Source organism: Streptomyces sp. NPDC051822 (assembly GCF_044452745.1).
In the GTDB taxonomy this organism is placed as follows: domain Bacteria; phylum Actinomycetota; class Actinomycetes; order Streptomycetales; family Streptomycetaceae; genus Streptomyces.
The window spans coordinates 198,610-221,317 of the sequence record NZ_JBITBZ010000007.1; the positions used below are offsets into that span (position 1 = coordinate 198,610).

A 22,708-nucleotide genomic window follows, 5' to 3' on the forward strand; every position below is an offset into this window, starting at 1 on the left:
CGCTCGAACGCCTTCACGGCCGGGAGTGTTCGGTCGGCTCTGTCGCGAACGCCTCGCGCACGGCGGGTTTGATGATCTTTCCGGTGGCCGTGCGGGGCAGTCGGTCCGTGAGGACGACGGACCTGGGGATCTTGTACTTGGCGAGCCGCCCCCGCAGATGGCCGAGGAGGTCGTCCTGGGTCGCCGGGGCGCCGGGTTCGAGGACGACGACGGCGCGGCCGACCTCGCCCCACACGGGGTCGGGGACGCCGATGACCGCGCATTCGGCGACGGCGGGGTGGTCGAGGAGCGCGTCCTCGACCTCGGCCGGGTAGACGTTCTCACCGCCGGAGACGTACATGTCCTTGACCCGGTCGACGAGGTAGGCGTATCCGTCGGCGTCGGTCCTGGCGATGTCCCCGGTGCGCAGCCAGCCGTCGTCGGTGAAGGCGGCCGTGGTGTCCTCGGGCCGGTTCCAGTAGCCGGCCATGACGTGTGGGCCGTGGACGAGGACCTCGCCGCGTGAGCCGGGTGCGGCGTCGGCGCCGTCGGGCAGGACGACGCGGGTGTCCGTGAAGAAGTGTGGGACGCCGGCGGAGCCGGCCTTGGCCGCTGTCTGCTCCCGGTCGAGGAAGAGGATGCCGGGGGACGCCTCGGTCATGCCGTAGCCCTGGCTGAAGGCGAGGCCGCGGTCGACGTACGCGGCGATGGTGCGGGCCGGGACCGGAGCGCCGCCGCAGTTGAGGGTGCGGAGGCTGGAGAGGTCGGTGCCCGCCCAGCGGGGCCGGGACGCCATCGCGTCGTACATGGTGGGGACGCCGAACATGTACGTGACGCGGCGGCGCTCGACGAGGTCGAGGACCCGGTCGGCGTCGAAGGCGGCGAGCAGGATCACTCGGCCGCCCTTGAGGAGGGTGGGCAGGCAGGTCATGTTGAGGCCGGCGGTGTGGAACAGCGGGGCCACGACGAGGGTGACCTCGTCGGCGGTGAGGTCGGTGTCGACGAGGACGTTGACGCTGTTCCACACGATGTTGGCGTGGGAGAGGACGGCTCCCTTGGGGCGGCCCGTGGTCCCGGAGGTGTACATGATCATGCACGGGTCCTCGGGGGCCACGGCCACGTCCAGGGGCTCGTCGGGGGCACCCGCGAGCAGCTCCTCGTAGCCGAGAGTGCCGTCTCCGGGTCCTTCGAGCGCGATCCGGTGGCGCACCCCGGCCTGGTCGGCCGCGGCGCGGGCGCCCCCGTCCTGTTCGGGGGCGTGGACGAGGACGACGCTGCCGGAGTCGGCGAGGTTGTACGCCAGCTCGGGGGCGGCGAGGCGGGTGTTGAGCGGGACGAAGACGGCACCGAGCGCTCCGGCGGCGAACAGCGTCTCCAGGAAGGCCGGGTGGTTGGGTCCCAGGTAGGCGATCCGGTCACCGCTCGTCACGCCGAGGGCGCGCAGGGCGTGGGCGAGCCGCAGGACGCGCCGGTGGAGTTCGCGGTAGGTGAGGGCGCGGTCCTCGTGGACGACGGCGGTCCGGTCGGGTGTCCTGCGGGCCCGGCGGGCCGGCCAGGAGCCGATGCCCTGGTTCAGCACGGGGTGTTCCCCGCGTCGCCGGACAGACCGAGGAGGCGGGCGGCGTTCTCCTTGAGGATCTTCGGCCGGACCTCGGGCCTGATGTCGAGCGCGGCGAAGTCGGTGAGCCACCGGTCGGGGGTGATGACCGGGTAGTCGGAGCCGAAGAGGACCTTGTCCTTGAGCAGGGTGTTCGCGTAGCGCACGAGTTGCGGCGGGAAGTACGTGGGCGACCAGCCGGACAGGTCGATGTACACGTGCGGTTTGTGGGTGGCGACCGCGAGGGCCTCGTCCTGCCAGGGGAAGGACGGGTGGGCGAGGACGATCCTCAGTTCGGGGAAGTCGACGGCGACGTCGTCGACCGCCATGGGGTTCGAGTACTTCAGCCGGATGCCGCCGCCGCCCGGGACGCCGGCGCCGATGCCGGTCTGGCCGGTGTGGAAGAGGGCGGGCACGCCGAGTTCCTCGATGGCCTCGTACAGCGGGTAGGCGAGGCGGTCGTCCGGGGAGAAGGCCTGGATGCTGGGGTGGAACTTGAAACCGCGCACCCCGTACTCCTCCACGAGGCGCCGGGCCTCGCGGACCCCCGCCCGGCCCTTGTGCGGGTCGACGCTCGCGAACGGGATCAGGACGTCGGCGTGGGCGGCGCAGCTCTCGGCGATCTCCTCGTTGGGGATCCGCGGGTGGCCGGTGGCGTGTTCGGCGTCGACGGTGAAGACGACGGCCGCCATGCGGCGTTCACGGTAGTGCGCGGCCGTCTCGTCGATGGTCGGCTGCCGGTGGCCGTGGGCCTTGAAGTACGCCTCGGAGGCGCCGAGCAGCTCGGGGCTGAGGGCCCCGTGGCCGTCCTTGGAGATCTCGGCGTGGGTGTGCATGTCGATGGCGGTCAGCGCGTCGAGGTCGAGCGCGCCGCGGTGGGCGCGGTCGGCCATCTCACGCCTCCAGGGCCTGCGGCGCGGGGATGCCGTAGGTCTCGGGCTCGGCACCGACGCCGTCCGGCCATGCGGCGGTGATCGCGTCGGCGCTCCAGCCGCCGTCGGCGAAGGCGACCGCCTTCTCCTTGGGGTGCGCCCACAGGGCAAGCCGGTCGCCGCCGATGCCGATGGCCTGCCCGGTCACTCCGGCGGAGGCGTCCGAGGCCAGGAAGGTGATCAGGCCGGCGACGTCCTCGACGGTGCCGAGGCCCTCGTCCTTGCGCAGCCTGTCGGGCAGGGGTTCGCCGGTGCGCTCGGACTCCTCGATGAGCGGGGCGAACGCCGGGATGCTCTTGGTCATCTCGGTGGCGGCGACCGGTACGACGGCGTTGACGGTGATGCCGGCGCGGCCCAGTTCCATCGCCCAGGTGCGGGCCATGGCGACGATGCCGGCCTTGGCGGCGGCGTAGTTGGTCTGGCCGAAGTTGCCGCGCTGGCCGGCGGGCGAGGAGATCAGGACGAGCCGGCCGCCGGTGCCCTGCTCGCGCATGCGGACGGCGGCGGCTCGGGCGCAGGTGAACGTGCCGCGCAGGTGGACCCGGACGACGTCGTCGAAGTCGTCGTCGGTCATCTTCCACAGCACGCGGTCGCGCAGGATGCCGGCGTTGGTGACGAGTACGTCCAGGCGCCCGAACTCGGCGACGGCCGCGTCGACGAGCCGCTGGGCCGCCTCGCTGTCGCCCACGGCCGCGACGACGCCGGTCGCCGTGCCGCCCCGGGTGGTGATCGAGGTGACGGCGGCGTCGACCGTGTCCCTGTCGACGTCGTTGACGACGACGGCGGCGCCCGCGGCGGCGAGGGCCTGGGCGTACGCCAGTCCGAGACCGCGGCCGCTGCCGGTGACGACGGCGACCTTGCCCTGAAGGTCCATGAGGGGTGCCTCTCGTGAGGGAGTGGAGGAGAGGACGCCGAAGACTCCGGCCACGGCCGGGATCGACAGGAATCCTGATGAACGCCAGTCTGGGCAATCGCCAGGATTCCTGTCAATGACCTAGGGTGGGACGGCCGCCGCCCGCGCGGGCGGTCACGACGGGAGGACGAAGTGGGCACGTCACTGCTCTACCTGATCAAGAGAACGGAACTGGTGGTCCGCGCACGCCTGGAGGAGCTGCTCAAGCCCGCCGGGGTCACGGCGCTGCAGTACACCGCCCTGACGGTGCTCGAACGCCACGACGGCGTCTCGGCGGCCCAGCTCGCCCGCGACTCCTTCGTCACCGCCCAGTCGATGGCCGACATGGTCCGCGCCCTGGAGAGCCGTGGCCTGATCCGCCGCGAGCCCAACCCCGCCAACCGCCGCGAGCGCCTCATCCTGCTCGCCGACCCCGGACGGCGGCTGCTCGCCGCGTACGCCGAACCGGCCCGCCGCATCGAGGAACGCATGACCTCCGGCATGGACGCCGGGGAGACGGCCGCGTTCCGGACGGCCCTGAACGAGGCCTGGCGTTCCCTGTCGTGACCGCCCGGCGGTTCAGCGCACCCCGCGCGGGCGGAACTGCACGCTGACGCGCGGACCGACGGCGCGGGCCGACTTCGGGACGGCGTGCTCCCAGGTGCGCTGGCAGGAGCCGCCCATGACGAGGAGATCGCCGTGGCCGGAGGGAAGACGGAGGGCCACGGGACCGCCGCCGCGCGGGCGGAAGACGAGGTCGCGCGGGTCGCCCAGGGCGAGGATCGCGACCATCGTGTCACGGGTGGCCGAGCGGCCGGTCCGGTCGCCGTGCCACGCGACGCTGTCGCGTCCGTCCCGGTAGAGACAGAGCCCCGCGGTGGCGAAGGGCTCGCCGAGCTCGGCGGCGTAGTGCGCGCCGAGGGCGTCACGGGCCTCGTCGAGCGAGGGGTGCGGGAGCGGGGCGCCTTCCCCGTAGTACGCGAGGAGCCGCGGCACGGCCACGACGTTCTCGTACATCGTGCGCTCCTCGGCCCGCCAGGGGACCCCCGCGACGAGCTCCTCGAAGAGGGCGTCGGCGCCGTGGAACCAGCCGGGCAGGTGGTCGACCCAGGCGCCGCGGCCCAGCTCGGTGCGCCGCACGCCGTCCAGGGGGCCGGGTCCGATGTCGGAGCCCTGGTCGAAGAGGGAGCCCTGGAAGCCGGGAACGTCCGGTCGTACTGCGGTCATGGTTCCAGCGTAGACGATAAACCGAACATGTGAACGATTCGACACCGTCGGCCGCGCGCCGCCCCTCACAACCGTCGGCCACACCGCCCGCAAGTCCCCTGAAGGGTGAGAGAGGCGTTCGAGAGGACCTCCGGCGCCACTCCTCAAGGCACGTCTGCCCTGCGGCGCACATTCGAACATTCACCCCGGATCTGCTCCCCGACGCCCCGTAACGGGTGAAGGCGAGGCCCGTTTGAGAGCACACACGTACCCATCGAGCTGCTTCGGAGGCCTCCGTGCATCCCGTGCCCCTTCCCTTCTCGTACGTCTCCGGATTCGAACGGCGGCAGCCGCGCCGACCCCTGTCCACCGCCCTCGGCAGGGGGTGGGCGGCATGAGCGAGTACGCCGAAGGCCCGGCTCCCGGAAGCACCGTTCCCGGCCCGCGGGCCGCCCCGCTCGCCCCGCCGCCCCGGACCCTTCCCGTCGGTGCGCAGGACGGGGACATGACCGAGGAGATGGAGGAGGCGTACTGGTCCGTCCATGACGGTGCCGCCGCGCGGGCGACCGTCCGGCAGGTCCTGGTGCGGCTGCCGCGGATCACGGCGAGGATCGGTCGGCTCGCCTGGCGCGCCGACCGGCGGGCGACGGCGGCCGTCGTCGCGTGCCAGCTGGGATCGGCGGCCATGAGCGCGTTCGGTCTCATCGCCTCCGTCGCGGTGCTGCGGGAGCTGTTCGCCCAGGGGCCGACCCCGGACCGGGTGCGCGCCGCCGTCCCGCAGATCCTGCTCGTGGTCGGGTTCATCGCCGGACGGGCCCTCCTGGAGGCGGCGGTCGCGGTGGCGCAGGCCCGGGTGACGCCCAAGATCCGCACCGCCCTGGAGACCGAGTTCTTCCGTCTCACCGCGCACGTGAGGCTGGAGGCGGTCGAGGACGCCGACTGGCACGACGAGGTCTACCGCGCCAACGACCGGGGGCTGTTCTACGCCCGGCAGATCGTCGGACAGGTCGTCTCCCTCGCCTCCTCCACCCTCGGCCTCGCGGGCACCGTCGGCGTCCTCGGCATCCTCCACCCCGCTCTGCTGCCGCTGCTCCTCCTGTCCGTGCTGCCCGTCGGCATGGCGGCCGTCCGCAGCGCGCGGGCGCGCTTCCACTCCTTCAAGCGGTGGAACGCGCTCCAGCGCCGCGTCCGCGTCTTCTCGTGGCTGCTCCTCGACCAGGACGCCGCCGCCGAGCTCCGCTCCGACACCGCGCAGGCCGCGCTCCTGGACGAGCACCGGCGTCTGATCACCCGGATCTCCGAGGAGGACACCCGGCTCGGGGTGCAGGCCGCCGTGCTCAACCTGGCGGGCCGCGGGATCGGCGGGATCGGCACCGGCGTCACGTACTTCGCCCTGGGCGCCATGCTGATCGCGGGCTGGCTCCCGCTGGCCGCCGGGGCCGGGGCGGTGCTCGCGATCCAGGCCGGACAGGCGGCCCTCACCCGGCTCGTCGAGACCGCGCACCTCGTGTACGAGCACGCGATGTGGGTCGACGACCTCCTCGCCGTGCAGCAGCGCTGCCGCGGCCTCCAGCAGCGGACCTCGGACCTGCACGCCCCGGAGCGGGTGAGGACGGTCACCCTGGAGGACGTGTCCTTCACCTACGCCGGGAAGGACACCCCCGCGCTCGACGGGGTGTCGATGACGCTCACCGCGGGCGAGACCGTCGCCTTCGTCGGTCTCAACGGCGGGGGCAAGAGCACCTGCGCCAAGGTCCTGGCCGGCCTGCACGACGTGCAGGAAGGGCGGATGTGCTGGGACGGCGTCGACGTCCGGACCATGGACAGCCGGTCCCTGCAGCGACAGGTCGCCTGCGTCCTCCAGGATCCCGTCCGTTTCCCGTTCAGCGCCCTGTCCAACGTGACCGTGTCCACCGGCAGCCTGACGGAGGCCGACCCGGAGCGGGCGATGGCGGCCGTCCGGGCCGCCGGCGCCGACCAGGTCCTCGCCGGACTCCCCGGGCAGTGGGAGGCGCTGCTGTCCAAGCGCTTCCGCGGCGGCCAGGAGCTCTCCGGCGGGCAGTGGGCGAAGGTCGCGGTGGCCCGCGGCCTCTACAAGAACGCCTCGCTCCTCCTCCTCGACGAGCCGACCGCGAGCATGGACCCGCCGTCGGAGCACGCCGTCTACGAGGCGGTGCTCCGCGGCCGGCTGCGGGAGGACCAGATCACGGTGCTCATCTCGCACCGGCTCGCCAGCGTCGTCGACTGCGACCGTGTCTACGTCTTCGACAGGGGCCGGATCGTGGAGTCGGGATCGCACACCGAACTCATGGCCCTCGGCGGCCTCTACGCGGACATGTTCACGCTCCAGGCCGGTGGCTACCAGGCCCGCGACAGCGTGGAGAGGGGGACCGGGTCCTGAGGCGAGGGCCCCGGAACGAGCCCGTCCGGACGCACCGGCGCTCTAGCGTGCTTGTCGTGACCTCGCTCAGATACTGGCGTGCGACGTGGCTCTCCCTCCTAGCCGTCCTGCTGCTCGTCCCCCCGACGGCCGCGGCGCAGGACCCCGCCGTCGCCGCCGCCCCCGTACGGGCGGCGGCGACACCGGACCGCCCCTCCTACGACGTGACGCTGCGCGGCGACGCCGAAGGCTCGCGCTGGACCGGCCGCCAGACGGTCTCCTTCCGCAACGCCACCCGCACTCCGCTGCGTTCGGTGGACGTACGGCTGTGGGGCAACGGCACCGACGGCTGCGGCGCCCCGGACAGCCCGTCCCCGGTCCGGGTGAGCGGGGTCACCGGAGGCACCGCGCGAGCGCTCACCGTCGGCTGCACCGCGCTGCGGATCGACCTGCCCGCGCCGCTGGCGCACGGGGAGCGCGCGAGCGTCTCCTTCGACCTCGCGATCACCGTCCCCGACCGCGTCCACCGCTTCGGCAGGGACGGCGCGCACCGCTACCTCGGCAACGCGCTGCCCCTGCTGTCCGTACGCGACGCGCAGGGCGCGCACCTCGACCCCGACGTGGGCTTCGGCGAGAGCTTCCACACCCTGGCCGGTGACTTCCGGGTCGTCCTCGACCATCCGGACGCGCTGGTCGTGCCCGCGACGGGCGTCACCACCCGGCGCGCGGGCGCGCCCGGCCGCACGGTGAGCACCAGCGTCGCCCGCGGGGTGCGCGACTTCGCGTGGGCGGCGGGCCCGTTCCGGTCGCGGACGGCGACCACGCCCGACGGGATCCGGCTGAACGCGTACTGGACCGCCTCCACGTCCCCCGAGGCCGTCGCCGTCACCCTGAAGGACGCCGCCGGCTCGGTCGACGACTTCGGGAAGCGGTTCGGGCGATACCCGTACGGCGAACTCGACCTCGTCATGAGCGACACCCTCGACGACTTCGGCAGCATGGAGTTCCCCGGCCTCGTCCTGCTGTGGACCGAAGCGGAGGGGTCGGCCGTGGTCCACGAGGTGGCCCACCAGTGGTTCTACGGCATCGTGGGCAACGACCAGTTCGCCTCGCCCTGGCTGGACGAGTCGTTCGCCCAGTACGCGAACCAGCTGTACTACGGGGAGCCCACCGCCACCTGCTGGGAGGACCAGGGGGAATGGCCCAGCGCCACGGCGGCCCTGACCCACTCCCTGGCCTACTACGCGGACGGTCACCGTTCGGAGTACGTCCGCGTCGTCTACATGCGGGGCGCCTGCGCCCTGCACGACCTGGAACGCGTCCTGGGCGGCCCGGCGATGAGGGCCATGCTGCGGGGGTACGTGCGCGGCCACTGGCTGGGCGTCGCCACCACCGCGGACTTCGCGCGCGCGGCGCAGGCGGCGACGACGGAGGACCTCGGCCCGTTCTGGACGGAGCACAGGATCTTCTGAGCGCGCGGGGCCCGCTGCCCGGCGCCAGTCGTCAGTCGTCAGTCGTCAGTCGTCAGTCGTCAGTCGTCGAGCGACTGGTAGACCGTGGTCCAGAAGTCGTGGAAGAGGCGCGCCGGGTCGGGGACGGACGTCCCGACCTGGGTGAGCAGGATGCCGGTGAGCTGGTTCTCGGGGTCGGCGTAGGTGGAGGTCCCGCTTCCGCCGTCCCAGCCGAACTGGCCGAGGGGCGCGTAGTCGCCGCGGTAGGTGCGGACCGCCATCCCGAAGCCCCAACCGCCGTGCTGGCCCTGGCCGAAGGAGATGTGGACGTTGTCGACGGCCATGGCGTGCCGGGCGGCCTGCTGCTCGGGCGCGAGCCGGTTGGTGGTCATGAGCTCGACGGCGGGCCTGGACAGGATCCGCTGGTCGCCGTGCGTTCCGTGGTTCAGCAGCATCCGGAAGTAGGCGTGGTAGTCGTCGACGGTGGAGACCAGCCCTCCGCCGCCGCCCTGGAACGCCGGAGGCGCGCTGTGGCGGCCGCCCTCGGCCTCGTCCCACACATGGAACTCCCCGGTCTGCGGGTCGGGGGCGTAGAGCGGCGGCAGCCGGTCCATCTTCTCGGCGGGCACGTGGAATCCGGTGTCCTTCATGCCCAGCGGCTCGAAGACGCGCTCCCGCAGGAACGTCTCGAAGGACTGGCCCGTGACCCTGGCGACGAGCACACCGATGAGGTCGTTGCTGAGGTGGTACTGCCAGCGCTCGCCGGGCTGGTGCATCAGCGGCAGCGCGCCGAGCCGGCGCATCCACTCGTCCGGCTCGGGCATCGGAGTGGGGAGATTGGGGGTGAGGCCCTGCTCGAAGACCGCGTTCATGATCGGGGTGCCCAGCGCGGTCATATCCATGCCGAGCCCGAACGTGGAGGTCAGCACGTCCCGCACGGTGATCGGCCGCCGCGCCGGCACGGTGTCGTCCAGCGGCCCGTCGACCCGCTTCAGCACCTGCCGGTCGGCGAGTTCGGGGAGCCAGGCGTCCACCGTGTCGTCGAGCCGCAGCCTGCACTCGTCGAGGAGGATCATCGCCGCCGCGACCGAGACCGGCTTGGAGGTCGACGCCATCCGGAAGATGGTGTCGCGGCGCATCGGCGCACCGCCGTCATGACGCATCGTCCCTATCGCCTCGACGTGCGTCTCGTCGCCCCGGCCGACCAGTGCGACGACCCCCGGGATCTTCCCCGACGCGACGTACCGCTCCAGCACGTCGCGCACCTTGCGCAGGCCCGCCCCGGAGAAGCCGCCGCTGCTCTTTCCCGTCATGAGTCTCCCCGTTCGTCGATGTTCGAGAACCGCTGAACGCCAGTGACGCTACATTGCGTTCACTGGTCCGTCAACGACGAATGAGGTCAACTGAACTGCGGATAAGAGCAGATAACACCTATCGTTGCAATGAGAATGGAACTGAATGCAATGGGCCATCAGGGCCAGGGTTGCAATGGGCCTACCCGGGAGGCCCCCCCTGGGGCGGATGGGCGGTCAGATGCGACCCTCTTCGCCGCCCCGGCCCTCCGTGAGGTCACCGTCCCCCTCGACCGCCTCCGTCTCGACGTCGATCCGCTCCTTGCGGATCCGCCCGGCGACGGTCTCCTCCTCCGTGACCTCGTCCGTCCGCAGGCTGACCCGCTCGACGGGTACGGCCCTGGTCTCGACGACGGGGCGTTCCTCGTGGAGGGTGACCTCGTGTTCGGCCTCGGAGATCTCGGGTCCGGACAGGGCCTGGTCCCGGTTCACCTCCGTGATGGGCTCGCGCTCCACGCGGACTTCCTCGTGCCTGACGGGGACGGTCTGCTGGACGTCTTCGGTCACGACGTACTTGCGCAGCCGGACACGGCCGGTCTCGACCTGCTCCGTGCCGACGTGCATCCGCTCCTCGGAGCGGGTCATGGCGTCGTCGCCGGTACGCGACTCACCGAGCCCGCCGTGCGACATGCCCATACCCTCGTCCGCCATGCCGGCTCCGGGCTGCGCACCGGCGGCGCCGATGCCACTCGTGTCGCTCAGGCCCTGTCCGCGTCGGCCTTCGCCGTCGCCGTCCCCGGCGGCGGTGCCGTGGGCCCAGCCGCCTTCGTCGGGCTGGTTCGCCCGCAGCCAGGCCTCGTCCCAGGCGAGGCCGTAGTGCTCATACAGCCGCCGCTCCTCGTGGGTGGACAGGTGACCCCCGCCGTCCACGTCGACGTGCGGGGCGTCCTTGATCCGGTCCTTCGGGTACGGAACCTCCAGGTGGTCGTCGACCAGGGACGCGTCCTTGATCGGCACGAACGACTCACTGGTGCCGAACAGCCCGGTCTTGACGGTGACCCATTCGGGACGGCCGGTGACGTCGTCCACGAACACGTGCTTGGCGTCGCCGATCTTCTTGCCCTGGGCGTCATGGACGGGGTGGTCCATGATCGCGGCGATCTGTTCCTGGGCAATCATGATGGCCCTCCTGTCTCTGTCGCGGTAACCACGCGACTTTCCGCCCCCTGTTGATGAAAACGCCTGCACACGGCGCCAATTGCTTTGATTCCTGACCGGTTGAGCACTCAACACCCGCCCCCGCGTACCCCGTTCCCCCACCCTCGAATCGTTCAGATATCTGAACATCAGTCGAGTACACAACCATTGACGCGTCCACGGCAACACCCCTAGCGTCCGGTGAAAGCGCTTTCTCGTCCAGTCCCAGGACCGTCTTCCCCTCACCCCGGAGCCCCCAGATGCACCTGCGATCCGCCACAGCCTGCGTGAGCCTGCTGGCAGGCACGCTCGTCGCCCTGTCCGTGAACACGGCCCACGCCGCGTCCACGCTGTACGAGGCCGAGTCCTCCCCCGCCGTCTGCAGCGGCGTCATCGAGTCCGACTGGTCCGGCTACACCGGCAGCGGCTTCTGCAACGCCACCAACGCCACCGGGGCCTACGCGCAGTTCACGGTGAACGCCTCCGCCGCCGGTACGGCGACGCTCGCCGTCCGGTTCGCCAACGGCGGCACCGCCGCGCGGCCCGCCGGCCTCGTCGTCAACGGATCCACCGTGCAGACGCCCTCGTTCGAGACCACGGGCGCCTGGTCCACCTGGAGCACCAAGACCCTGACCGTCGCGCTCAACGCGGGCAGCAACACGATCCGGCTGAACCCCACCACCTCCGCCGGCCTGCCCAACGTCGACTCCCTGAACGTCACGACGGGCGGCACCACGCCCCCGCCGACGAGCAGCGCGCTGTACGTCGCGCCGAACGGCACGGACAGCGCCTCCGGAACCCAGTCCGACCCCACGACGCTCACCTCGGCGATCGGCCGCGTCGCGGCCGGCGGCACGATCTACCTCCGCGGCGGCACCTACCGCCACTCCACGACGGTCACCGTCCCCACCGGCAACAACGGCACGGCCGGGGCCCTGAAGAAGCTGTCCGCCTACCCCGGCGAGACCCCGGTCCTGAACTTCTCGGCCATGGTCGAGGACCCGGCCAACCGCGGCCTCGCCCTCAACGGCTCGTACTGGCACGTCAACGGGGTCGTCGTCGAGCGCGCCGGCGACAACGGGATCTTCGTCGGCGGAAGCAACAACATCATCGAGCGCACCGTGACGCGCTTCAACCGCGACACCGGGCTGCAGCTCTCCCGCGCGGCCTCCACCACGCCCCGCGAGCAGTGGCCTTCCAACAACCTCGTCCTGAGCGCCGAGTCGCACGACAACGCCGACTCCGACGGTGAGGACGCCGACGGCTTCGCCGCGAAGCTCACGGTCGGCTCGGGGAACGTCTTCCGCTACGCCGTGGCCCACCACAACATCGACGACGGCTGGGACCTCTACACCAAGACGGACACCGGCCCCATCGGGACCGTGACCATCGAGGACTCCCTCGCGTACGACAACGGCACCCTCAGCGACGGGTCCCAGGCCGGCGCCGGCGACCGCAACGGCTTCAAGCTCGGCGGCGAGGACATCAAGGTCAACCACACGGTCCGGCGTACGATCGCCTTCCACAACGGCAAGCACGGGTTCACGTACAACAGCAACCCGGGCTCGATGACGATCTCCGACAACATCAGCATCGACAACGCGCAGCGCAACTTCTCGTTCGACGCAGGCACTTCGGTGTTCCGGAGCAACACCTCCTGCCGCAGCTCCAGCGGCACCAACGACCGGACCATCGGCGACGTCGACGCCACGAACCAGTTCTGGTCCGGCTCGAACGGCTCCCGCTGCTCCTCGTACGCCGGAGCCCTGAGCTGGTCCTACGCCTCGGACGGCCGCCTCGTCACGGCCTTCGGCGGCCGGACGGTCACCTGGTAGGCACCCGGAGCCACACGGGCTGAACCACCGCGTCGGCCTCGGGGAGCGTCCCCGGGGCCGACGACGCCGTGCCGGACCGGACCGTGCGGGACCGGACCGGCACCGGTCGCCCCGCGGCGGTTAATTGGGCTGCGCCGTCCCGTCCGCCCCCTCCACACTGTTCGAGCACGTCGAACAGCCGGGGCGTGCCGTCCCGGTGCGTCGCCCGTTCTCAGGAGTTCTCCGCTTGCAGGCAGCCGTCACCGTCACGCCGTCCCGCGTCCCCGAGCTGCTGCTCGGTCTCGCCACCGTCCGGCCCGTGTTCCTGTGGGGCGCGCCCGGGATCGGCAAGTCGTCCCTCGTACGGAACTTCGCCGAGTCCCTCGGCCTGGAGTGCGTCAGTCTGCTCGGCACCCAGCTCGCGCCCGAGGACCTCATCGGCGTGCCGCAGATCCGTGACGGCAGGTCCGTGTTCTGCCCGCCGGAGGCCATCGCCCGCGACGAGCCGTACTGCCTCTTCCTCGACGAACTCAACGCGGCGACCGCCGACGTGCAGAAGGCCTTCTACTCGCTTATCCTCGACCGCCGCATCGGGTCGTACGAGCTGCCCGCCGGCTCCATCGTCATCGGTGCGGGCAACCGGGCCACCGACAACGCGCTCGCCCGCCCCATCGCCTCCGCACTGGTCAACCGGCTCACCCATGTCCATCTGCGCGCCTCCACCACGGACTGGCTCGTGTGGGCGGGCGAGAACGGCATCCACCCGTGGGTCGTCGACTACGTCACCGACCGGCCCGACCACCTGTGGTCCCAGCCGCCCAAGACCGAGGAGCCGTTCTCGACGCCGCGCTCCTGGCACATGCTCTCCGACGCTCTGCACTCCTTCGGGGCGACGCTCGACGAGGAGACGCTCAAGATCGTCGCGCACGGCACCCTCACCCCGCGGCACGCCGTCTCCTTCTGCGGATACGCCAAGATCGTGCGGCACGCGTACGGACTCGACGCCATCATCAAGGGCGACGCGTCCTGGCCCCGCCGCGTCGAGGACCGCGATCTGCTCTACTACCTCGCCGACGCCTTCCGGGGCCGGCTCGTCAAGGAACTCCCCGTCGGCAAGGACCAGATCTCGCCCGCCCTGCGGCAGACCGCCCACCGCGCCAAGTCCCTGCTCGTGCAGCTCGCGGAGATCTCCGTCGAGGTCGCCCAGACCGTCATCCGCGACGACGAGGACGGTCAGCCCGTGCTGCCCGCCTGGTTCCTCCTCGAGGCCGCCCGCGACATGCCGCGCCTCGTGGAGGCCCGCCGGTGAGCGCCGCGTCGTCGCGTCGCGGGAAGGCGGCGGGCGCCGACGCGGCCACCGAGGCGTTCCTCGCCGGACTGGCCATCGTCCAGCGCAATCCGGCCCTCGCCGCGCTCGACGCCGACATCTGCCGTACCCGCGACTGCGCACGCAACCCGCGCCACGGCCTGGCCGTCGTCGACTCCGACGGCAAGGTCCACGTCCACCCCGACCGCCGCGCCGAGCCCGCCGACTGGGCCCGGGCACTCGCCCACTGCCTGATCCACCTCGGCTTCGGCCACGTCCCGGCCCACAAGGAGACCCGACCGCAGCCCGACCGGTTCGACCTCGCCGCCCGCTGCACCGTCGTCGACCGCTTCCTGCTCACGTTCCCCGTGGGCCGCGCCCCGGACGGCCTGCCCGTCTCCTACCCCGACGGCGACGAGGAGCAGCTCGCCGGCCGCTGGCGCCGGGACGGCATCCCGCCCGCGTACGAGCACCTCGGCACGGGAGGCGACGCCCCCGACCAGATCCTCGTGCCGTGGTCGACCTGGCACACCCCGCCCGACTGGCAGCTCGCCTTCGCGCACGCGCTGACGCGCACCATGTCCGCCGCCATGGACGTCGCGGGCGGCCGGCGCGAGACCCTCACCGGTGAACGGCGCCCCCGGCAGCCCTGGGACCGGGCACTGAGCTGGTTCGTCTCCTCGTACCCCCTGCTCGGCGGCATCGCGGCCGGTCTGAAGCTCGTCGCCGACGCGGAACTCGCCCGTGCGCACGGCATATCCGTCGCCGCCGTCGACGCGACGCTCGGCGAGATCTACCTCAACCCGCTGCGCCGCTACGAGGACGAGGAATGGCGGTTCGTCCTCGCCCACGAGATGCTGCACGCCGCACTGCGCCACGGCGACCGGCGGGGCGCCCGCGACCCGTACCTCTTCAACGTCGCCGCCGACTACGTCGTCAACGGCTGGCTGGTCGAGATGCGGGTGGGCACCATGCCCGAAGGGCTCCTGTACGACCCCGGGCTGACGGGTCTGTCGACGGAGGAGGTGTACGACCGGATCGCCACCGACGCCCGCCGCATGCGGCGCCTGGCCACCCTGAGGGGCAAGGGGACCGGCGACATCCTCGGCGAGCCGCTCGGCGGCGTCCCGCGTGACCCGGTCGACCTCGACGAGTTCTACCGGCGTGGCCTGGCGCAGGGTCTCGACCTGCATGTCAGCGGCGAGCGCGGGCTGCTGCCCGCCGGGCTCGTCCAGGAGATCAGGGCGCTCGCCCACCCGCCGGTGCCCTGGGACGCCCGGCTGGCCCGCTGGTTCGACGAGTTCGTGCCCCGCCCCGAGCCGGTGCGGAGCTACGCACGCCCGGCCCGCCGCCAGGCGTCCACCCCCGACATCCCGCGCGCCGGACGGTACTTCCCGCCCCAGGAGGTCGCCCGGTGCACCTTCGGCGTCGTCCTGGACACCTCGGGCTCCATGAACGCGGCGCTGCTCGGCAAGGCGCTCGGCGCCATCGCCTCGTACGCCGAGGCCCGCGACGTCCCGGCCGCGCGGGTGGTGTTCTGCGACGCCGCCGCGTACGACGCCGGCTACCTTCCGCCGACGGAGATCGCCGGGAGGGTCCGGGTGCACGGCCGTGGCGGTACGGTCCTCCAGCCGGGCCTGGACCTGCTGCGCCGTGCGGACGACTTCCCGGCGACGGCGCCGGTGCTGATCATCACGGACGGCGCCTGCGACACGCTCCGCGTACGGCCCGAGCACGCTTACCTCATCCCGGAGGGCGCATCACTGCCGTTCACGCCCCGCGGCCCGGTGTTCCGCCTCCGTTGAGACCTCGTCTGCGCACCCACCCTGCTACTCACCGTGACGCCGTGGCCTGCGGGCCTGCTGTCCCGGGCGTTCCGCGGCACTGCCGACGGGGATCCGGCCCCCCTGGAGGCGCGCGAGCGGCGGCTCGTCTTCCGCATGCCCCGTGCGCTGCGGCCGCTTCCGGTGCATGCTGTCCACCAAAGCGTCGAGTTCCTGTCTGGAGGCCGAAAGAGTGAACGGCGGCAGCCGGAGGCGGCGTCTGACCAGCCGGGCCTCCGCCGGCCGGAGCGTCGCGGCGCAACGGTCGGCCGGAAACCGCGGCCGGCTCGGGCGGAGTACCGGCGGGGTCCTCCTCGACCGGCTCTCCGCCCGGGGCCGGCTCGCCTGGCTGAGTTCCGCCGGCTCCAGGATCGGCACGAGCCTGGACCTGGAACGCACCGCTCAGGAGCTGGCCGAGTTCACCGTGCCCGGCTTCGCCGACGGAGCCGCCGTGGACATCCTGGAGAGCGTCCTGCGGGGCGAGGAGGGCGCCCGCTGGACCGGCACGGGCGTCCCCCCGATGCGGGCGGCCGCGCTGAGCGCCGTCGAGTCGCTGTCCTCCCTGGAGCCCACCCCACTGGGCGAGACGTTCGTCCGCGGCGAGCAGCAGCACGAGACGCTCCTCCACCAGTACTGCCTCCGGCAGGGCAGGCCGGTCCTGGTCAGCAGGATCCACGACGACGACTTCATCAAGGTGGCGCCTACGGAGAGCGCCGCGGCGAAGATGCGGGCCGCCGGGGTGCACAGCTACCTCGCGGTGCCGCTGATCGCCCGCGGGCTGCTGCTCGGCAGCGCCGACTTCGTCCGTGGTGCGGGAAGCCCGCCGTTCTCCTCCACCGACCTCGCGCTCGCGGAACAGCTGGCCTCTCAGGCCGCCGTCTTCCTCGACAACGCCCGGCTGTACGGGCGCGAGCGCGCGCACGTGGTCTCGTTGCAGCGCAGTCTGCTGCCGCGCGCCACCCCGGTGACGCCCGGGCTGAGCGTGCACCCCGAGTACGCGCCCGCCACCGCCCACCACGGCGTGGGCGGCGACTGGTACGACGTCATGGCCCTGCCCAGCGGTCGTACGGCCCTGATGGTGGGCGACGTGATGGGGCACGGTCTGCCCGCCGCCGCGACCATGGGGCGCCTGCGCGCGGTCGCCCGTACCCTGATGACCCTCGACATGGCCCCCGAGCGGGTGCTCGCCCGGCTCGACCTGGCCACCCGCGACCTGGAGGACGAACAGGTCGCGACCTGCCTCTGCGCCGTCTACGACCCGGTCGACTCCACGTACACGCTGGCCAGCGCCGGGCACCTGCCCCCGCTCCTGCTCGACGGGCGGGGCTCCGCCGACTTCGTGGACGTACCGACCGGCGCGCCGCTCGGCGCGGGAGTCATCCCGTACGACCCGGTCCGGCTCAGGGTTCCCACGGGCGGCCACCTGGTCATGTACACGGACGGCCTCATCAAGTCGCGGCACGCGGACCTGGACCACCAGCTGGACCTGCTGCGCACGGCGGCGCGCGATCTGGGGCCGGGGACCCTCGAAGGGGGCGGCCTGGTCGACCGCGCCCCGGCAGGCGCCGCCCGCTTCGACGAGGCGGTGCTCCTCACCGCGACGACCGCCTCCGGCACGCCGGCCGACCTCCGGGTGTGGCAGCTGCCGCAGGAGGGGCGCGCCGCGTCCGTCGCCCGTGGCCTGGTCACGGAGCAGCTCGCCGCGTGGGATCTGGCCGAGCTCGCCGACGTGTGCGAACTCGTCGTATCGGAACTCGTCGGCAACGCCCTGCGCTACGGAAACGGTCCCGGCGAGCTCCGGCTGCTGCGCGGCGAGCGCCTCGTCGTGGAGGTCTCGGACACGGGCCCGGACCTGCCCCAGATCCAGCACGCGGACCTCAGCGACGAGGGCGGTCGCGGGCTCCAGCTCATCAACATGCTGTGCCGCAGATGGGGCTCCTGCCGCACGGTGACCGGCAAGGTGGTCTGGGCGGAACAGAACCTGCCGACCTGAACCCCTGCCCGCCGCTCACTCCCCGAGGAGGCGGCGGGCTTCGGAGAGGAGCCGGAGGAGTTCCGTGCGCGAGGGGTCGGCGGGGGTGTCGGGGGCCGGCGCGCGCCGCGTGCGGGTGGTGAGGACGTGCAGGGCGACGGCGGCCTGGCGGGCGAAGAGGCACAGCAGGTCCAGCTCCGTCAGACTGGACCTGGCCTGCGGGGAGGGGTCCAGCACCTCCAGGACCCCGAGGACCCGGTCCCCGTGGACGAGGGGGGCGGCCATCAGCGCGTCCGGCACGTAGCCGGTGGACCGGGCGATGTCCCGGTCGAAGGACGTGCTGTCGTGCAGGTCGTCCACCACCATCGGCTCCCCCGAGGCGGCGACCCAGCCCGCGATGCCCCGGCCGGCCGGGAACCGCCGGCCGACCAGGAAGTCCTGTCCCTGCCCGGAGACGGCCTCGAAGACGAGTTCGTCCTTCTCGGTCTCCAGGAGCAGGATGGAGCTCGCCTGTGCGCCGAAGATGGCGCGCGCGGTGTCGACCACCGACTGCAGGAGCTCCTCCATGGCCGGATCCGGCTGGGGTGCCGCTGACGCGAAGGGGGCGATCGGCTGAGCCATAAGGGTTCCCTTCCGGCGCCGGCGTTACCGGCTTCCGTGGACACGGACGTTGGCTGCGGACAGGTACAGGGCGTTCTTCAGCTGGAACGGCGTCAGCCGGGGGTGGCTCGACAGGATCCGGGCGCACAGCCCCGCGATGAACGGGGTGGCGAAGCTGTTGCCCGAGCTGCGGATCGACGTGCCGCCGAGCCACGCGACCCGGACCCGCTGGCCGGGGGCGAAGAACTCCACCGGCGGCTCGGGGTTGTACAGGTGGAGGTCCGGGTCGTCCTCCTGGTGGCTGCCCACCGAGATCACCGAGGAGAAGCGCCAGGGGAAGCTCTCCACGTGCGTGTTGTGGGCCGAGGCGACGATCACGGTCTGCTGGAAGTAGGCCTCGTCGGCCAGTCGGCGCAACTGCTCCACAAAGCGGTCGCTGCTGGTGGACAGGCTCAGGTTGATCACGTCGAACCGCTGGCGGACGGCCCACCGGATCCCTTCGAGCAGGACGTCCCCGCTGCCGGAGAACCGCTCGCCGAGGACCCGGACGCTGGACAGTTCGCAGTCGGGCGCGGTCCGGCGGATGATGCCCGCGCAGGCGGTGCCGTGACCGCAGGCGTCCCCCTCCTCCGTCTCCTCCACGCGCACCCCGTCCTCGTCCTTGACGACGCGCCACGACCGGGCGACCGGGCCGACCATGGGGTGGTCGCGTTCGACGCCCGAGTCGACCACGCAGACCCGGACGCCGTGTCCCGTACCGCCGAGAAGGCCCCCCTCGGGCGGCGACGGCGGACCGTCCGCGTCCACGGGTACGTCGTCGGGGCCGCGCCCTCGCAGGCCCCAGGTGAGTCCGGGCGCGGGTCGCCGCACGGTGGTCATCGCGGTGCCTCCTCTCCGGCTCCGGCTGCCCGTCCGGCGGCGGGTCCCTGTCCCGGCGGGCGCCGGCACTGTGCGGCCGTGGCCTCCGCCTGCCGTACGGCGGGCAGATGGCCCTTGGCCGCGAAGTGGCGGCGGGCACGCGCCGCCGCGTCGGCCGCCTCGGCCGGGTGACCCAGCAGAAGAGCCGCGCGGGCAGCGTCGAGGGCGGCGAGGCCCTGGACGATCGGCGAGTCGGTGCGGGCGGCCGTGCCGAGCGCCCGCGCGGCCAGCCGGGTGGCGGCCGTGTCGTGCCCCCGCGCCGCGGCCAGCCGCGCGCACAGCCCGTCGAGGTCGGCGGATTCGGCGCGGGCCGGTTCGGGGCGGGCAGGGGCCGGTTCGGGGTGCGGCAGGTCAGGGGCCTCTCGCGGTGGGACCGGTTCGCCTCCGGGTCCGTGCAGTTCGGCGAGGACGTCGTGGGCGGTACGCCCGTCGCCGAGGTCCAGCCGGATGCGGGCGGCGTCCAGCCGGGCGCTGCGCAACAGCGCCGTGGCGCCGAGTCTCCGCGCGGCGGCGGCGGCCAGGTCCAGGTTCAGGAGCGCCTCCTCGTGACGGCCGCCCACGTCGGCCACTGTCGCGGCGAAGAGCGGCACGAAGGCGTCGGCCTCGGCATAGCCGAGCCGCTTCGCGAGGTGCTCCGCCTCCGCGAGGCAGGCCAGGGCACCGTCGCGGTCGTCGTGGAGGGCGAGCAGCACGGCCAGCGGGCAGTTCAGCGTCAGGCGGACCGCCCGGCGGCCCGCGCCCTGGTCGGCGAGGAGTTCACGACAGCGGGCGACGGCGTCCGGGACGGGCTGGGGGCCGCGCCATAGTGAGACCCCTATCGCGCCGAGGGCCGCGGCCCGCTCGGGCTCGGCGTCCGCGCGGACCGCGTGGTCGAGCGCGCGGTCGAGCAGCCGCTCCGCCGCCCGGTGCCGGCCCTGTTCCTGGGCTCGCTGGGCGAGCCGCAGGCAGGCCCTGGCCTGGCCGAGGTCGTCCCCGGCCGCCGCGAAGACCGGCAGGGTCGCGCCGGCGGCCTCGGCAGGCGTCTCGTCGGCCCCCTGGAGCCCCGCTCCGGCGGCGGACGCCCGCGGGGCCGCTCCGGCTGCCTGCGGGCCTCCGGGGGCTCGCAGGGGTCCGGCTGCTCCGGAGGCTCCCTTGCCGGCCGACCCGTATCCCGCCGTCCCCGCCGTCCGGCCGACCGAGGCCAGGGCCAGGCGGGCGTGTGCGGCCTCCAGGACGCCCCCGGCGTCCGAGGGGGCCTCCCCGAGGACCTCTTCGAGCAGCGCCCTGCCTTCCTCGCCGCGCCCCAGGTCGAGGAGCGTCTGACCGAGCCGCCGACGGGCCGCCATGCTGCCCGGCTCGCCCGGCGCGTACCGGGCCGTGGCCCGGGCCAGCAGGTCCGCCGCCCAGACGGGGTCGGCGTGGGCCAGTGCGAGACGACCGGCCTCGGCGAGCGCGTCGGCGGCCCGTCGGCGCAGCCCGTCGGTGTGCGGGTCCTGGGCACCCAGCTCGACCCGGTAGCGGTACGCCTGTTCCAGGTGGGCGCCGACCGCCGCACCGCCCCGGGCGCGGACCGAGTCGAGCCGGGCGGCGCGTTCGTGCCGGTCGGCCCGGTCCTGCTTGGACTGGCTGGCGTGGACGACCTCCTGGATCAGGCCTCCGGCGAAGCGGAACGCCTCGCCGTCCGGCCTGAGCAGACGGTGCCGGACCAGCCGGCGCAGCGTCGACCGGACCTCGGCCCCGTGCCACGTCTCCCCCGGAGGTCCGGCGAGCGCCGCGAGTTCGTCGGCGGTGAAGTCGCCGCCCAGTACGGACGCCAGTCCCAGGGCGAGCTGTTCCGGCGGGTCGAGGGCGTCGATACGGGCGCCGATCAGGGCCTGGAGCGGGAGCGGGACGCTGTCCGCGTCCACCGGGTACCCGGCGACGAGCAGCTGTTCCAGGTGCAGCGGGTTTCCGCCCACCCGGGCCAGTACGGCGGGGCCGAGCGGTCCGCCGTCCGCCGTGCCGCCGGTGAGTTCGGCCGCGAGGAGTTGTGCCTCGGCGTCGGTGAGCCCGCCGAGCGGCACGGCGTCCGCGAGCAGTTCGGGGCGCAGGTCGAACAGTTGGGGGCGGCCGAGGAGGACGACCAGGACGGCCGCGTCGGAGAGGGCGCGCATCAGCCGGTCGAGGGCGTCGAAGAACGGCTGGGCGGCCCATTGGCAGTCGTCGACGACCAGCACGACGGGACACGCGCCGGACAGTTCGGCGAGGACCTTGGCGAGCGCCGCGAAGGTGTCGGCCGGTGACGGATTGGGCGTCCCGTCGAGGAGCAGACCCCGGTGGAGCAGGTCCAGTTCGGGCGAGGGAGCGACCGGTCCGCCCGTCCTGAGGAGGTCCGCGACGGCGTCGGCGAGCGGTCCGAGGCTGGGCTGCTCGCCACGGGCCCTGCAGCGGCCCACGCCGTGCCGCGGGCGGGCGGCCGGGACCGCGATCGAGATCGCGGGGTCACGCCCGTATTCCACGGGAACGGAGTCACTCCCGGATTCCGCCGGTGCGGGCGCGGCCACCGTCCGGTGGAGCCATTCGCGTACGAGCCGGGTCTTGCCCTGGCCCGCCTCTCCGCCGACCACCAGACGTCCGGCCCGACGGCTGCGTACCACGCCTTCCAACACCCGGTCGATCAGGGCCAGTTCGCGGGAACGGCCGACGAATCCCAGATCGAAGCGGCGGAGCGCCTCCGGACCGTCCTCCTCGTCGAGGCCCAGCAGCCGATGGGCGGCGACCCTGTCGCTCTTGCCCTTCAGGAGCAGCGGGCCGGTCTCCGTGGTCCGCACGCCGGGACCTGCGGCCGCGAGGGTGTCGGGGCCGATGAGGATCTCCCCGGCGGCGGCGTTCTGTTCGAGGCGCGCTGCGACGTTGACGACCTCGCCCGAGACCATCGCCTGCCGCACGTTGGCCGAGCCGGTGACCGCCTGGCCGGTGTTGACGCCGATGCGCATCTCCAGGTGGACGCCGACGGCCTGCTCCAGGCGGGCGTTGAGCCCGGCGAGGGCCTCCCGCATGGCGAGGGCGGCGGCGAGCGCCCGGCGGGCGTCGTCCTCCCGGACGGTGGGCACGCCGAAGACGGCCATGACGGCGTCCCCGATGAACTTCTCCACGGTGCCGCCCTGCTCCTCGATCCGCAGCCGCATCAGGTCGAACCAGCGGAGGGTCACCGAGCGCAGGGTCTCCGCGTCCAGCGCGCCCGAGAGGGCCGTGGAGCCCACCAGGTCGCAGAAGAGGACGGTCACCACCTTGCGGCCGGTCGGTCTGGCCATGACCGGCCCCGGGGCGCTCGGGCTGCCGCAGGAGGGGCAGAACCGGGCGCCGGGCGGCAGTGCGCTCCGGCACGAGG

General features: G+C 73.0%; 16 protein-coding genes. 7 read left to right on the forward strand and 9 right to left on the reverse strand.

What is annotated here, in order from left to right:
- Nucleotides 1-13 precede the first annotated feature (13 nt).
- From ACIA8N_RS22545 to ACIA8N_RS22555, 3 genes are read right to left on the reverse strand one after another with little or no spacing between them, the layout of a single operon-like run.
- A complete protein-coding gene (locus ACIA8N_RS22545; RefSeq protein ID WP_365778945.1) occupies nt 14-1,558 on the reverse strand; it encodes a long-chain fatty acid--CoA ligase in 1,545 nt (514 codons plus the stop codon).
- Entirely contained in the window at nt 1,552-2,469 is a 918-nt protein-coding gene (locus ACIA8N_RS22550; protein ID WP_365778947.1) for an amidohydrolase family protein, read from the reverse strand. The genes ACIA8N_RS22545 and ACIA8N_RS22550 overlap by 7 nt, the downstream gene beginning before the upstream one ends.
- Nucleotide 2,470: 1 nt before the next feature.
- Nucleotides 2,471-3,382, reverse strand: coding sequence for an SDR family NAD(P)-dependent oxidoreductase (locus ACIA8N_RS22555; RefSeq protein ID WP_365779208.1), 912 nt, complete (start codon nt 3,380-3,382; stop codon nt 2,471-2,473).
- A gap of 171 nt (nt 3,383-3,553) precedes the next feature.
- Between ACIA8N_RS22555 and ACIA8N_RS22560 the strand changes: the two genes are divergently transcribed.
- Nucleotides 3,554-3,967 (forward strand): MarR family transcriptional regulator, encoded by a 414-nt coding sequence (locus tag ACIA8N_RS22560; RefSeq protein WP_365778949.1) that lies wholly within the window; start codon nt 3,554-3,556, stop codon nt 3,965-3,967.
- 12 nt (nt 3,968-3,979) lie between these two features.
- Here ACIA8N_RS22560 and ACIA8N_RS22565 read toward each other — a convergent pair whose 3' ends face one another.
- Nucleotides 3,980-4,627, reverse strand: coding sequence for an alpha-ketoglutarate-dependent dioxygenase AlkB (locus ACIA8N_RS22565; protein WP_365778951.1), 648 nt, complete (start codon nt 4,625-4,627; stop codon nt 3,980-3,982).
- Between the two features lie 373 nt (nt 4,628-5,000).
- Between ACIA8N_RS22565 and ACIA8N_RS22570 the strand changes: the two genes are divergently transcribed.
- Together ACIA8N_RS22570 and ACIA8N_RS22575 are read left to right on the forward strand one after the other, a co-directional pair.
- Nucleotides 5,001-7,007: an ABC transporter ATP-binding protein gene (locus tag ACIA8N_RS22570; RefSeq protein ID WP_365778953.1), complete on the forward strand. Its 2,007-nt coding sequence runs from the start codon at nt 5,001-5,003 to the stop codon at nt 7,005-7,007.
- 56 nt (nt 7,008-7,063) lie between these two features.
- Nucleotides 7,064-8,458, forward strand: a complete 1,395-nt coding sequence (locus ACIA8N_RS22575) for a M1 family metallopeptidase (protein ID WP_365778955.1) — start codon at nt 7,064-7,066, stop codon at nt 8,456-8,458.
- Between the two features lie 59 nt (nt 8,459-8,517).
- Here ACIA8N_RS22575 and ACIA8N_RS22580 read toward each other — a convergent pair whose 3' ends face one another.
- Complete coding sequence (locus ACIA8N_RS22580) at nt 8,518-9,750, reverse strand: serine hydrolase domain-containing protein (protein ID WP_365778957.1); 1,233 nt, start codon at nt 9,748-9,750, stop codon at nt 8,518-8,520.
- Between the two features lie 216 nt (nt 9,751-9,966).
- Nucleotides 9,967-10,908 carry a PRC and DUF2382 domain-containing protein gene (locus ACIA8N_RS22585; protein WP_365778960.1) on the reverse strand — a complete coding sequence of 314 codons (942 nt, stop codon included), beginning with the start codon at nt 10,906-10,908 and terminating at the stop codon, nt 9,967-9,969.
- A gap of 278 nt (nt 10,909-11,186) precedes the next feature.
- Between ACIA8N_RS22585 and ACIA8N_RS22590 the strand changes: the two genes are divergently transcribed.
- The 4 genes from ACIA8N_RS22590 to ACIA8N_RS22605 all read left to right on the forward strand — a co-directional run bounded on the left by ACIA8N_RS22590 (nt 11,187) and on the right by ACIA8N_RS22605 (nt 17,862).
- On the forward strand, nt 11,187-12,761 hold the full coding sequence (locus tag ACIA8N_RS22590) for a carbohydrate-binding protein (RefSeq protein ID WP_365778962.1): 1,575 nt from the start codon (nt 11,187-11,189) through the stop codon (nt 12,759-12,761).
- Nucleotides 12,762-12,987: 226 nt separating this feature from the next.
- Nucleotides 12,988-14,049, forward strand: a complete 1,062-nt coding sequence (locus tag ACIA8N_RS22595) for a MoxR family ATPase (RefSeq protein WP_365778964.1) — start codon at nt 12,988-12,990, stop codon at nt 14,047-14,049.
- Nucleotides 14,046-15,851: a hypothetical protein gene (locus ACIA8N_RS22600; RefSeq protein WP_365778966.1), complete on the forward strand. Its 1,806-nt coding sequence runs from the start codon at nt 14,046-14,048 to the stop codon at nt 15,849-15,851. The genes ACIA8N_RS22595 and ACIA8N_RS22600 overlap by 4 nt, the downstream gene beginning before the upstream one ends.
- Nucleotides 15,852-16,017: 166 nt before the next feature.
- The gene (locus ACIA8N_RS22605) at nt 16,018-17,862 is read left to right on the forward strand and encodes a SpoIIE family protein phosphatase (RefSeq protein WP_365778968.1); all 1,845 of its coding nucleotides are present in this window, start codon (nt 16,018-16,020) and stop codon (nt 17,860-17,862) included.
- A 15-nt stretch (nt 17,863-17,877) separates the two neighbouring features.
- Here ACIA8N_RS22605 and ACIA8N_RS22610 read toward each other — a convergent pair whose 3' ends face one another.
- Genes ACIA8N_RS22610 through ACIA8N_RS22620 form a run of 3 tightly spaced genes read right to left on the reverse strand, consistent with a single transcriptional unit; the run spans nt 17,878 to nt 22,631 of the window.
- Nucleotides 17,878-18,462 carry a GAF domain-containing protein gene (locus tag ACIA8N_RS22610; RefSeq protein WP_365778970.1) on the reverse strand — a complete coding sequence of 195 codons (585 nt, stop codon included), beginning with the start codon at nt 18,460-18,462 and terminating at the stop codon, nt 17,878-17,880.
- 24 nt (nt 18,463-18,486) lie between these two features.
- The gene (locus tag ACIA8N_RS22615) at nt 18,487-19,320 is read right to left on the reverse strand and encodes a S8 family serine peptidase (protein ID WP_365778972.1); all 834 of its coding nucleotides are present in this window, start codon (nt 19,318-19,320) and stop codon (nt 18,487-18,489) included.
- Nucleotides 19,317-22,631, reverse strand: a complete 3,315-nt coding sequence (locus tag ACIA8N_RS22620; protein WP_365778974.1) for an adenylate/guanylate cyclase domain-containing protein — start codon at nt 22,629-22,631, stop codon at nt 19,317-19,319. The genes ACIA8N_RS22615 and ACIA8N_RS22620 overlap by 4 nt, the downstream gene beginning before the upstream one ends.
- Nucleotides 22,632-22,708 lie beyond the last annotated feature (77 nt).

Coding starts and splice junctions, on each gene's coding strand:
- ACIA8N_RS22550 (WP_365778947.1), bottom strand. CDS start 2,469: ATGGCCGACCGCGCCCACCGCGGCGCGCTCGACCTCGACGCGCTGACC.
- ACIA8N_RS22555 (WP_365779208.1), bottom strand. CDS start 3,382: ATGGACCTTCAGGGCAAGGTCGCCGTCGTCACCGGCAGCGGCCGCGGT.
- ACIA8N_RS22565 (WP_365778951.1), bottom strand. CDS start 4,627: ATGACCGCAGTACGACCGGACGTTCCCGGCTTCCAGGGCTCCCTCTTC.
- ACIA8N_RS22570 (WP_365778953.1), top strand. CDS start 5,001: ATGAGCGAGTACGCCGAAGGCCCGGCTCCCGGAAGCACCGTTCCCGGC.
- ACIA8N_RS22580 (WP_365778957.1), bottom strand. CDS start 9,750: ATGACGGGAAAGAGCAGCGGCGGCTTCTCCGGGGCGGGCCTGCGCAAG.
- ACIA8N_RS22585 (WP_365778960.1), bottom strand. CDS start 10,908: ATGATTGCCCAGGAACAGATCGCCGCGATCATGGACCACCCCGTCCAT.
- ACIA8N_RS22590 (WP_365778962.1), top strand. CDS start 11,187: ATGCACCTGCGATCCGCCACAGCCTGCGTGAGCCTGCTGGCAGGCACG.
- ACIA8N_RS22605 (WP_365778968.1), top strand. CDS start 16,018: ATGCTGTCCACCAAAGCGTCGAGTTCCTGTCTGGAGGCCGAAAGAGTG.
- ACIA8N_RS22610 (WP_365778970.1), bottom strand. CDS start 18,462: ATGGCTCAGCCGATCGCCCCCTTCGCGTCAGCGGCACCCCAGCCGGAT.
- ACIA8N_RS22615 (WP_365778972.1), bottom strand. CDS start 19,320: ATGACCACCGTGCGGCGACCCGCGCCCGGACTCACCTGGGGCCTGCGA.
- ACIA8N_RS22620 (WP_365778974.1), bottom strand. CDS start 22,631: ATGGCCAGACCGACCGGCCGCAAGGTGGTGACCGTCCTCTTCTGCGAC.